The following is a 13,715-nucleotide window of genomic DNA, read 5'->3' on the forward strand; positions in this document are numbered from 1 at the left end:
CGAGAGGGCGGGCTTAAGATCGCCTGATGTCTATCAGGCAGTTTTCAGTGCATTGTCATCCAACAGGTTGGTGATGATCGTAGCCTCATTGCTGGAGCCGTAGAACGTCGACAGGTTGATGTTATCCAGCATTACCTGCTGTACCACTGGACCTGCTGCCTCAGCTCGGACATCAATGGTAGTGGTCGTGCCTGCAAAGGCGAAGTCCAGATAGTTCTGCAGGTCAGTCGGGTTACTTCCAACCCCCGAGAGCAGCTGCGACAGATCCAACTTGTCGGAATTGACGCCACTTGCATCGAGATTGAAGTCGGTGATGTGATCCAGGCCACCACCGAGCCCACCTTTCTGCCAGACGTAGGTGTCTTTTCCGGAACCACCCGACATGGTGTCGCCACCCACCCCGCCGATCAGGAAGTCATCGCCACCCAGGCCAACCAGGGTGTCATTGCCGCCGGCGCCGAACAGCACGTTGGCACTACCGTTACCCGTAAGGGTGTCGCCAAAGTTGGAACCAATCAGGTTCTCGATTCCGCTGAGGGTATCGAGTCCAGCACCGCCCGTGTTTTGCTGAAGCCCGGTGTTCAGGCTGACGCTCACGCTGGCTCCGATGTCGATGTAGGTCGCGGCATCGACACCTGTACCGCCTATCAAGGTGTCGTTACCCAGCCCACCAGCCAGGATGTCGTTGCCAGTACCACCGTCCAGGGTATCGTTGCCGCCCAGGCCGATCAGCACATCGTCGCCATCACCACCGTTGAGGCTATCTGCGGTGCCATCCCGGCCAAGCAGAATCTCATTGCGGAAGGTGCCGGTTAGGGTGTTTGAGCCTGCGCTGCGAGTCACATCCACAACCGCAGTGTCCAGCACTGAACTGCCATTGATGGAGGCACAGTAGTTGAAGCGACCGCCATCGCTTGCGCTGCCGTTCTCCTCAGTGAAACTGACTGTGCCGACGCCCAAGCCGGCGAAACCATCCGCTGCCCCCGAAACATTAAACACTGAGAGCAAGCCACTGCTCGACCCCGTATCGTTGGCCAGCAGCGCCCAGGTCGGAATATTGATGACATCGTCACCTGCCTGCGTGTTCACATTGGTCAAAACCAGATCATCGCGGATGACCATCGCGCCCTGACCGGGGGTGATGTTGATATTGAGGTTGGCCGATGCGGCATCGCCGTCATTGTCGATGAGTGTGAAGGCGATGGTCGCCACCACAATCGAGTTGATGGCACTCGGCGGTGTGTAGGTATAAGACCCGGTGAGCATGTTCACTGCGATGCTCGAGCCGCCGCCCATGGTCACCGTCAACACGTTGCCGCTCAGACTGCCATTGTTGGCACCGGGACCAGAGGCAACAAAGGTGTTGGTGAGTTTGTCGTAGCTGTAGGTCTTGCCGGCAATCACCAGGCTGCCCACGAAACCGCCATCAGCACCAAAGCCGCCACCGCTCGTAAGGTTGCCAGGAATCGGTGAAGCCTGAGCGGTAGCCACCAGGGTTGCCGTGAGGTCATTCAGGTCATCGACCTCAATGGCATTGGTGTTTCCACCGCCAGCGGTACCGTTGTAGGCAATCGGATTGAGTGCCGAGGCATCAACACCCGTTCCCATACCCAGCGCATAGGAGCGGATGTTATTTGCCGTGAGGAAGTTGATCCAAGCCTGCTCCTCCGACACGCCGCCGTTGGAATAGGGTGTCGGCCAGCCTGCGGCCGATCCCGCCACATTGGATATTCCAGCATCATCGGACGGCGTATTGGGATACCCATCAGAGAGGAAGTAGGCAACGTTCTGTACGTTGCCGGTGGCCAGCTTGCCGGCATCGTCATAGACGTTGATGGCGTCTATCAGAGCCTCGTCATAGTTGGTACTGCCACCGTCACTGGTGGCGAGAATGGCAGCCTTGGCCTCCGTAACCGTTACCCACGTGCTCTCGACATTAGCCCCTGAGGAAAAGGTGACAAAGCTGACGCGCACATCTCCAAGTGCGTCGTACTGCTCCAACAGTTCCAGCAGAGCATTCTTCGCCACCTGCAAGCGATCCATGCTACCAACGCCCGAGGCATCCCCCATGCTGCCGGAGACATCCAGCACGATCAGCAGGTTGCTGTTCAGACTGACCGCCGCCTGGCCGGATTGGGTCTGATTGACTGCACTCGGCGCATCATCGCGGAAGCTGATGGCATTGCCGAGGTTGATGGTGGCAGTGCTCGTATCACCATCCTTGTCGGTGATGGTCGCGGTCAGTTGCACCAGGTTGGCAGCCCCAAGGCTGGTTTCCTGATCCGGCCCACTATTGGGCGTATGCACGATTGCACGCTGCTGATCCAGGGTCACCTGGCCAGAACCATTGACCGTAACCGTAAAGGCAACCTGCCCGCCTGCACCCCCAACCCGGCCCACGATGGTTCCGCTCTCGTTGTAGAGCAGGATATTGCTGCCCGTGGCCGAGTCATCCAATCCACTGTCTACGCCGGCCGAGCTGACGCCAAGGGCATAGGTGATGCTACCCGCACCATCAGCTCCGTAGCTGCTGGAGAAGGAGCCGGCGAAACTGGTCGTGGCATTGGTCGCCAGGTTGCTCTCATCCACCTGCAGACTATCGGCGGTCACCGGGCCAGCGCTGATGCTGGGGCCGTCATCACGGAAGCTGATGGCATTGCCCAGGTTCACCGTGGCTGTGTTGCTATCGCCATCCTTGTCGGTGATGGTGGCGCTTAGCTGAACCAGGTTGGCCGCCCCCAGGCTCGACTCCTGATCGACGCCGGCGTTGGGGGTGTGAATGATCGCCCGCTGCTGATCCAGCGTGACCTGACCGGAGCCGTTGACCGTGACAGTGAAGGCAATCTGCCCACCCACACCGCCAACACGGCCCACGATGGTGCCGCTCTCGTTGTAGAGCAGGATATTGCTACCCGTGACGGAATCATCCAGACCACTGTCTACACCGGCCGAGCTGACGCCAAGGGCGTAGGTGATGCTACCCGCGCCATCGGCACCATAGCTGCTGGTGAACACGCCGGCGAAGTTGGTCGTGGCGTTGACCGTCAGATCGCTTTCGTCCACCTGCAGGCTATCGGCGGTCACCGCACCCGCGGAGATACTCGGACCGTCGTCGCGGAAGCTGATGGCATTGCCCAGATTGAGCGTGGCCGTGCTGCTGTCGCCGTCCTTGTCGGTGATGGTGGCGCTGAGCTGAACCATATTGGCCGCACCCAGGCTCGACTCCTGGTCGACGCCGGAGTTGGGAGTGTGGATGATCGCCCTCTGCTGATCCAGGGTGACCTGGCCGGAGCCGTTTACCGTGACCGTGAAGGCAATCTGCCCACCTAGACCACCAACCCTGCCGACTATCACTCCAGCCTCGTTGTACAGCAGGATATTGCTGCCGGTGGCGGAGTCATCCAGACCACTGTCCACACCCGCCGCACTGACGCTGAGGCTGTAGGTGGTACTTCCGGCGCCATCTGCACCGTAATTGCCGCTGAACGCACCAGCAAAGTTGGTGCTGGCATCCCCGAGCAGATTGCTTTCGTCCACCTGCAATGTGTCGATACCGGCCGAGCCTGCACTGATGCTCGGACCATCGTCACGGAAGCTGATGGCCTCGCCCAGATTGAGCGTGGCTGAAGTACTGTCGCCATCCCTGTCGGTGATAGTCGCAGTCAGCTGGACCAGATTGGCCGCACCCAGGCTGCTTTCCTGATCAACTCCGGTATTGGGGGTATGGATGATCGCGCGTTGTTGATCAAGCGTGACCAGACCCGAGCCATTCACCGTGACGGTGAAAGCAATCTGCCCACCCGCACCACCAACCCGGCCGACAATCACACCCGCTTCGTTGTACAGCAGGATGTTACTGCCGGTGGCGGAGTCATCCAGACCGCTGTCCACACCGGCCGAACTGACGCCCAGCGCATATGTGGTGGTGCCCGCACCGTCGGCACCGTAGCTACCCGTGAAGGCACCCGCGAAGCTGGTGCTGGCATTGGTACTGAGGCTGGTTTCATCCACCTGCAAGCTATCTGCCGTCGCAACACCGACACTGATGCTCGGGCCATCATCGCGGAAGCTGATGGCCTCGCCCAGATTGAGCGTGGCTGAAGTACTGTCACCATCCTTGTCGGTGATGGTGGCCGTCAACCGAATCAGGTTGGCAGCACCCAGGCTGCTTTCCTGATCGGCTCCGCTATTGGGGGTATGCACGATCGCACGGAGTTGATCGAGCGAGACGACGCCCGAGCCATTCACCGAAACGGTGAAAGCAATCTGCCCACCCGCGCCGCCAACCCGCCCCACGATTACTCCAGCCTCGTTGTACAGCAGGATGTTGCTGCCGGTGGCAGAGTCATCCAGACCACTGTCCACGCCGGGGGCACTAACGCTGAGGTTGTAGGTGGTGGTTCCGCTGCCATCGCCGCCGTAACCGCCAGTGAAGGCGCCGGCGAAGTTGGTACTGGCATTCACGCTCAGGTTGGTTTCGTCCACCTGCAGCGAATCTGCCGGAGCAGAGCCCGCCGCAATAGCCGGCACGTCATCCTCGATCTGTACCAGGAAATCACCGGCCAGGGCCACGGGGGTCGCGCCATTACTGGCCTGCAGGATGCTGGCAAAGTTCATCACCAGCAGCTCGTTATCGTCGCCATTGCCCAGCGGGTGGTCGACCGGCCGGCTGAGGGTGAAGGTGTAGTCCCCATCCGTCTCCACCGTCAGAGTGAACACGGTTGGGCCTGCGACTCCAGCCTTGGCGGTCAGCGTACCCCCAGACACGCTGTACACGAGAGCCACGCCACCAGAGGTCACTGGAGCAAGACCCGCGGTATTGGTGGAAAGGCCAAACTGCACACCGGCAGAGGGACCAATCGCCAGATCGCTGAGGTTGCCGGTTGCAACCGTAGTCACCGTGTCGTTATCGGTAATACCGCCGGGCAGCTCATCCTCGTCAACCTTGGCGATGACCGGGCTGATGTCCTCGACATAGACCGTGAGGGTAGCCTCGGAAGGGTCGCCATCCTTATCGACGATGACATAGTCGAAGGTCTCGACCTTATCGCCACTGCTGGTGCTGGGTGCACGGTAGGTCCAGGCACCGGTGGCGAAGTTGAAGTCCAGTTCACCGCCGCCCGCAGTGGGAATGTCGGTCAGCTGATTACCCAGGATATTCGGCCCGCTGCTCGGGTCGATCACCCCGGCGCCATTCCATACGTAGGTGATGCCGTTGATCTCGATGGACAGAATCCGGCCCGGGCCGTCGGCGCCATAACCGTCGTCGTCACCGCTACCGCCATTGTTGACGCCGTCGCTGCCATGCAGCACGTTGCCGTTGACCAGACCACCCACCACATCGTCGAGCAGGGTGTCGACCAGATCGTCGAAATCATCCACCCGCAGCGGATCGTTGTTCGGGCCGGCATCCAGGTCCACATCCTCCAGACGCTGGTCGACGATGCCGTTACCGATGCCGATGGTGGTCACCGTGATGCCGTTGCTGTCGATAAAGTTGTTCCAGGCAGTCGCCGTGCTGTCGGCCAGCGAATTACCGCCGGTGCCGGTCTGCTGGTTGGGGTTACCGTCGCTGATGAACACCACCTGGTTGTTCCAGCCCGGCAGCGGCGTGAACGTATCCATGGTCTCTTCGATGGCATCGGTGAAGTCGGTGCCATTGCCGATGGTGTTGGGCCGCACGCCCCCCGGCTCGGACGGATTGAGGGCGTTGACCTGGGCAGCGAAGGCGGCCGCACTGTCGAACGGCCCGAACGACAGTGCACTTTCCGAGAACACCACCAGCTGAACCTGCACGGCGCCACCGGCGCTGGCGAACAGTTCCTGACCGGCCGTGCGCACGGCGTCCAGCATCAGGTTCAGCTCGCTGGTGCTGATGCTGCCGCTGAAGTCGAGGACGAACACCATGTTGATGTCCTCGGTCTGCCCCGTGGAGACGTAAGCCACGTCGTCCTGGGCTACCGGTGTGTCGTCGTCGACATTGACGGTCAGCGACCCGGTGGTGGTGTCACCATCCTTGTCGGTGACCTGATAGGTCAGGGTGAACGGCTGGTTGTTCTCCAGATCAGCATTGGCATGCTGGATAGGGGCATTCTGGGTGACGGTATAGGCACCGGTCGCGCTGTTCAGCGTCAAGGTCAGCACCGTCGTGCCACCCTGCTTGACCAGCAACTGCGAGCCATCCGGGCTGGCCTGATAGGTGAAGCCACCCGGCGCACCGGACTCCAGCCACTTCAACACACCCGCGCCATCGGCACCGAAGTTGTGCTGCAGCGTGCCGCTCACATTCAGCGCGTCGGCATCATCGCTACCAGCAGGGCCGCCGGCTATACCGCCTGCCAGGGCATCGTCATCCAGTTGCACAACAGCATTGGCACTGGTGGAGGGACCGTCATCGTCAAAGGCGATCTTGCCACCCAGATCCAGGGTCTTGTCGGCGGTGGCGAAGTCACCGTCACCATCGGTGATGGTGGCCGTCAGGGTCAGGCCGATCTTGCCGGCGAGCAGCACTTCCTCCTGGCTGCTGTAGTTACTGGCGGAACCGGGGGCATCGTGGAAGATTTCCTGGAACTGGGTCAGGGTGACCTGGCCAGTGCCCGAGTTCACCGCCAGTGAGAAGACGGTGTTGCCAGCCGCCACCCCGACAAGGGTTGCCGAGGAGGAGCCAACAATCTCACCACCAATCTTGTACAGGTAGATGGGGCCTGCGGCGCTGTTCATGCCAGAGGCCAGTGGACCATTGCCGCCAGACAGCAGGTTGAGGCTGTAAGACTGGACAATGTTGCCGGGACCATCAGCACCGTGGCTGGATGAAGAGACGACCAGAGCACCGCCGAAGTTGCCGGTATCGGTATCGGAGCTGGCACCTATGGTCTGGGCATCCTGGGTATTCAGGGTCGGCACCGGCGCGGTTCCAAAGCCCAGCGTGATGCGAGGGCCGTCGTCGTCGAACGCCACCTTGCCACCGAGGTCGAGGGTCTTGTCGGCACTGGCGGTATCGCCGTCACCGTCAGTGATCACCACTGTGCCCTTCAGGCCTACGAGGCCGCTGCCCAGCACGGCTTCCTGGTTGCCGTAGTTGCTGCCGACACCCGGGGCGCTATGGTCAATCTCCTCGAACTGGGTCAGGGTGACCTGGCCGGTCGCCGAGTTCACCGAGAGGGTGAAGATGGTATTGCTCGGATCGACGCCCGCCTCGCTGGCCGAGGTCGAGCCGTAGATCACTCCTCCGCTCTCGTAGAGATAGACGGTAGCGCCGTCGCTGCTGAGCCCAGAGGAAGTGCCCTCCGCGGCGATCATGGTCAATGCATAGCTGGAACTGACACCTCCCGCACCATCGGCACCGTAATTCTGACTGGTGATGGTGAACGCACCGGAGAAAGAGTCGGTATCACTGTCTGAAGCACCGCCAATCGTCTGCGCATCCTGGGTATTGAGCACCTCCGAATGCTGGCCGAAGCCCAGGCTGATGCTGGGGCCATGGTCATCGAAGGCAACCTTGCCGCCGAGGTCCAGGGTCACACTGTCGGAGTGGGTATCCTGGTCGTAATCGCGAATGGTTGCCGTGCCCTGCAAGCCAACCAGATTCGCGCCCAGCAGGGCCTCCTGACTGTCGTAGTTGCCATTGGCACCTGGCAACTCATGGTCGATCTCCTGATACTGGTTCAGGGTGACGACGCCCGAGCCGTTGACCGACAGGGTGAAGATGGTATTGCTGCCGCTGATGGCTCCCTCGCTACCAGCCGTGGAGCCGATGATGGTGCCACCCGGTGTCTGATAAAGGCGAATGGCGGCACCATCGCTGCTGAGGCCGGCGAGCGTCCCTTCGGCAACCAGCAGGACCATGGAATAGCTCCAGGTCACCGCGCCGGGACCATCGGCACCGTGGTTGGCGGTGGCCGAGAAGGCACCGCTGAAGTTGCTGCTGGCCGAATCGAAATTGCTCCCGATCGTTTCGGCATCCTGTGTGTTGAGGGCAACGGGCTGCTGGCCGCTGAGCACCGCATCGACGAGCGGAATGTCGTCTTCGACATGGATCAGGAAGTTGCCAGCCAGGGTCAACGGCGCACTGCCGTCGTTGGCCTGCAGGATGCTTGAGAAATCCAGCGTCAGCAGTTGGTTGTCATTGCTGCCATCGGCAGGATGATCCAGCGCCTTCTCCAGATTGAAGGTGTAGTCGCCGTTATCAATCACCTGCAGGGTGAACACCACGGGGCCGGCAGGACCAGCGGTCGCGGTAAGGGTATTGCCCAGTACGCTGTAGACCAGCGCCACACCACCGGAAGAAGCCGGAGTGATGCCACTGGTGTCGGTGGACAGGGTGAAGTGCAACCCGGCATCGGGGCCGACCACCAGCTCGGCCACGCTGCCGCTGACGGAATCGGTCACCGAGTCCAGATCATCGATGCCATCGGGCAGATTGTCCTCATCGACAAAACCCTCCACTGGACCGGTATCTTCCACATGGATGGTCAGCGTTGCGGTGGACGGGTCGCCGTCATTGTCGACGATGACGTAATCGAAGGTCTCCGTCTTGTCGCCATCGAGATTGGCCGGAGCCTGGTAGCTCCAGGCGCCAGTCTGGAAGTTGAAGCTCAGCTTGCCACCGGCAAGGGTGAGCACGTTGCTCAGCTGCTCATCGCCATCCAGTACGCCATCCCAGGTGTAGGTAACACCGTCGATCTCAAGGGACAGGATACGGCCGGGACCATCCGCGCCGTAGGCATCGTCATCGCCACCGCCTACGGCATTGTCGTTGCCCTGCAGGACATTGCCGGTGACCAGACCTCCGGTGACCTGGTCCACCAGGGTGTCGACCAGATCATCGAAGTCGTCGACTCGCAGCGGGTCGTTGTTCGGCCCGGCATCCAGATCCACGTCTTCCAGGCGCTGATCGATAATGCCGTTACCGACGCCGATAGTGGTCACGGTAATGCCGTTGCTGTCGACGAAGTTGTTCCAGGCAGTCGCCGTGCTGTCGGCCAGCGAATTCCCGCCGGTGCCTGTCTGCTGATTGGGGTTGCCGTCGCTGATGAACACTACCTGATTGTTCCAGCCCGGCAGCGGTGTAAACGCATCCATGGTCTCTTCGATGGCATCGGTGAAATCGGTGCCATTACCAATGGAGTTGGGACGCACGCCGCCCGGCTCGGACGGATTGAGGCCGTTGATCTGGGCAGTGAAGGCAGCGACGCTGTCAAACGGCCCGAACGACAGTGCACTCTCCGAAAACACCACCAGTTGAACCTGAACAGCTCCGGTCGCCGTGTTGAACAGCTCTTGCCCAGCCGTGCGCACGGCATCGAGCATCTGATTCAGCTCGCTGTCGCTGATGCTACCGCTGAAGTCCAGCACGAACACCAGGTTGACGTCCTGGGTCTGGCCCGACAGTACGGTGGCCTGGTCGTCCTGGGCCACCGGTATGTCGTCTTCGACATTGATCACGAAGCTGCCATCGGCAAAGCCATCCACCGGGTCGCCATCGCCATCGGTGGCGGTCAGCACACCGGAGAAGTCGATCGGCAGCCCGAGCAACTGGTCATCATCGGTGCTGCCAGGCAGCGGATGATCCAGCGGCCCCTGCAGCTCGAAGCTGTAGCTGCCGTCGGGATTGACCGTGAGGGTGAAGACCGGATTGCCACCGGCAGTGGCAGTCAGCACATTGCCGACCACCGAGTAACTCAGCGCAATGGAGTCCGAGGTCAGGCCCTGTGCCTCCAGGGTCGCAATATCGAGCGGATCGTCACTCAGGCCGAAGTCACCCGCACCATCAGCGCCGAAGTTGACCAGCGCATTGAGTGAACCGATAGGACCGGATACCGAGGTACCTTCACCGTCGCCATCACCGATGCCACCCGCCAGTTCGTCCTCGTCGACATTGGCCGTGACCACCGGGATAGGGTTCTGCTCGCTGTCGTACTTCAGCTCGACAGCCACCGGAATATCATCTTCCACACGAATCACGAAGCTGCCCGGATTCAGCCCACTCAGCGGGTCGCCATCGCCGTCGGTGGCGGTGATCACCGACGAGAAGTCGATGCCCGACGCCAACAGCTCGCTGTCGCCGGCCGGCGTGCCGTCAGCCACCGGATGATCCAGCGGACCGGACAGGGTGAAGGTGTAACTGCCGTCACCCTCCACCTGCAGGGTGAAGATGGTATTGCCGCCAGCGGTGGCAGTCAGCAGATTGCCGACCACGGTGAAGCTCAGCGCCACACCTCCGGAGGTCAGGCCTTGCGCCTGCAGAGCGCCGATCGCAGCTGGGCTGCCAGTCAGGCCAACCGTGCCGGGGCCATCGGCCCCGAAGTTGATGGCCGCAAACAGCGCACCCTCGGCGCCTGTAGCCACGGTTCCGGTGGTGTCGCCATCGGTGATACCGCCGGGCAACTCATCCTCGTCGACCTGGTTGCTGACCCATGGACGCTGCCCGATCTCGCGGGCCACCGGAACGTCATCCTCGACATCAATGGCGAAGCTGCCGTTCGGCAGATTCACGGCCATCGGGTCACCGTCGCCATCGGTGGCAGTGATCATCTGCGAGAAGTCGATGCCCAGACCGGCCAGCGTCTCACCATCCAGCGCGCTGTCCGCGATCGGGTGATCGAGCGGGCCACTCAGTACGAACTCGTAGCTGCCATTGGCATCCACGGTGAGGGTGAAAATGGTATTGCCGTTGGCAGTCGCGGTCAGCACGTTGCCGACCACGCTGTAGGTCAGCTCGGTGCCCTCGGACTTGAGGTCCTGCGCATCGAGCGAACTGGTGTCGCTGGAGAGCCCTACGCTGCCGGGACCGTCGGCACCGAAGTCGATCAGCGCAAACAGGTCGCCCGGGTCACCGGCGGCAATGGTGGTCTGGCCACCCTCCTCGTTGCCCTCGTAGGGGGCACCGTCGAGCAGGGTCAGAGCGTCTTCCTGAACCTCCTGATGGATGACCGTCTTCTCGCCACCATCCGGACGCGGCACATCGTCCTCGACGTTGACGGTGAAACTGCCGGCCGGGAAGCCACCGGCCAGCGGGTCGCCATCGCCATCCGTAACGGTCAGCACGCCGGAGAAGTCGACGCCCAATGCCGGCAGCAGTTCACTGTCAAAACTGCCATCGGGAACCGGATGATCCAGAGGGCCTTCGAGCACGAACTCCCAGCTGCCATCGGTATTCACCGTAAGGGTGAAGATGGTTTCGCCGCCAGCTATAGCCGTCAGCACATTGCCAACCACCTCGTAGGTCAGCGGATCACCGCCGGACTTGAGGTCTTGGGCCTCCAGGGAGCTGACATCAGTAGACAGCCCGAATTCGCCGGGCCCATCGGCACCGAAACTGACCAAGCCACTGAGCGAACCCGTGGTAGCACTGCCCACGGTCGTGGTCTGACTGCCCTCCGGGTTCCCCTGGTAGGGAGCACCGCTGCCCACGCTCAACGCATCCTCATGAACCACACCGGAGACGGAGCTACCCTCTTCGCCTCCCGCCAGCACCGGCACGTCATCCTCGATGTCGACGGTAAAGCTACCGGAGGGGAAGCCGCCTACCAATGGATCTCCATCACCGTCGGTCGCAGTGAGGATGCCCGAGAAATCGATACCCAGACCGGGCAGGTCTTCCGAGTCAAAGCCGCCATCGGCAATCGGATGTTCTATCGGACCCTGCAGTACAAACTCCCAACTACCGTCGCCGTTGACGGTCAGGGTGAAAATGGTTTCGCCGCCGGCGCTGGCAGTCAGTACATTGCCAACCACCTCGTAGGTCAGCGGATCGCCGCTGGAGGTGAGCCCTTGCAAGTCGAGGGAGCTGACATCCGTAGACAACCCAAAGTCGCCAGGGCCATCGGCACCGAAGTTGACCAGGGCTGAAAGCGAGCCCGCCAGTCCGGTGGCCGTTGTAGTCTGACCACCCTCTGGATTGCCATCATGGGGCGCACCATCGCCACTGCTGAGCGCATCCTCGTGGACGATGCCCGTGACTTGCGGGAAATCCTGCCGCGCAAATTCGCCTTCGTCACGACTACCCGCCCATTGCGGCACATCATCCTCGACATCGATAACGAAGCTGCCGCCGTTAAAGGTGCCGACCGAGTCGCCATCACCGTCGACTGCAGTCAGGACACCGGAGAAGTCGATCGGCAACTCAAGAAACTCATCATCGTTGCCATCCGGAGTCGGGTGATCCAGCTGCCCAACCAGGGTAAAGGTGAAGCTGCCGTCGCCGCCCACCTGCAGGGTGAAAATGGTTTCGCCGCCCGCCGATGCGGTGAGCACGTTACCCGCCACGCTGTAGCTCAGCGCTGTGCCGCCAGAGGTCAGCCCCTGGGCCTCCAGGCTGGCAATCGCCACCGGGCTGCCTGACAAACCGAAGCTGCCAATGCCATCGGCGCCAAAGTTGACCAGCGCCCCCAGCGCACCGGGAGCGCCGCTGGCGACATTGGTGACGAAGTCTCCGTCGGTGATGCCATCGGAAGTTTCGTCTTCGTCAACGGCGGCAGATACCTGAGCAGCCTCGCCCTCCGTCAGGATGGGGCCGTCATCGTTCACCAGCACATTCAGCTGCACGGTCGGCGAAACATCGCCGTCCAGGTCGAACATGCGTACGCCGAAGCTCTCGCCTACCTGGTCGGCAGCACCTGTGGCGTTGGGATTGCCGTGATTCAGGGTGTTGTCGGTCAGGGTGTAGGTCCAGTTACCCGCGGCGTCGACAACCAGAACGCCATACTGCCCCTGCACTACACCACCGGCGGTAACATCTATCCAATTACCGTTGACATCTTGGATCTGAACGGAGGCCACCCCATCAGGTGAGTTGATCAGCAAGTTGCCACTGGCCTGCTCTGCACCGCTGACGGGGTTGGTCCCGTCAGCCAATGCCTCCTCGTCAACAACCGCAGGGCCGGTAACGATAGTGCCTTCTGCATCCTCGTACTCGACGATGATTTCAGGAGTGAAATCCAGGATCGGATCGGGATCGACTATAGGTTCAGGATCCGGAAACTCAGGACCAGTACTCAAACCCTCTGTGGGATAGCCAATGGTGGGATCAAGCGCACCACCAACCTCTGAGAGCAACACAAACGAGTGCCCACCTCCAACTCCTCCAGCGCCACCGGCACCGCCTGCACCACCGGCACCTGGGCCAGCCGCCGTGGCTTCACCCACCTGAGTAGGGTCCACGCCCGCTTCAATCGCAGCCTGCAATTGCTCAACTTCGGTCAACTCATCCTGGCTTGGCGGCGCTGGAGGAGCATCTTCGGCGGCGGCTGATGGTGTCGTACTGCTACCCGCCAGCATCTGCTCATCGAGAGGGAGCGTACTGTCGCGTCCTACGGTCAGCTCACCGCCATTGGTCAGACGAATGGCGACGGCGCCAGAAGCCCCTGTGACGATCTGTTCACCGGCAAAAACCCGGTCACCTTCAGCGAGAGGGCGGCGAGTCCCATCGCCTGCTACCGCAAACACCTCGCCGACAACTGTTCTGACGACACCAATCAAAGTAGCCATGAATCCATCCTCCACGCTGCAGTCGTAACTGACGGCAATAGCAAAAAGCCAGGTAGCTCTGCGGATACCGGATATTCAGCAGGAGGCGATCAGTCTTGATGGGCGCAAGCACACAAAAAGCACACAGTGACGAAAAAATGGCACCCTGTCTGCCATACAGCTACCCGTCAATTTCACTCCCCGATTCGTCCCGTCAGAGTTCTGACTATCATTCACTTAGAAGCCGA

1 protein-coding gene is annotated in these 13,715 nt (G+C 61.2%); it reads right to left on the reverse strand.

Going from position 1 to position 13,715, the window contains the following annotated elements:
• Positions 1–33: 33 nt before the first annotated feature.
• Positions 34–13,488, reverse strand: a complete 13,455-nt coding sequence (locus CK486_RS05255; RefSeq protein WP_141248885.1) for a retention module-containing protein — start codon at positions 13,486–13,488, stop codon at positions 34–36.
• Between the last annotated feature and the right edge of the window lie 227 nt (positions 13,489–13,715).

Source organism: Pseudomonas sp. HAR-UPW-AIA-41 (genome assembly GCF_002304225.1).
GTDB lineage: Bacteria > Pseudomonadota > Gammaproteobacteria > Pseudomonadales > Pseudomonadaceae > Aquipseudomonas.

Coding starts and splice junctions, on each gene's coding strand:
- CK486_RS05255 (WP_141248885.1), bottom strand. CDS start 13,488: ATGGCTACTTTGATTGGTGTCGTCAGAACAGTTGTCGGCGAGGTGTTT.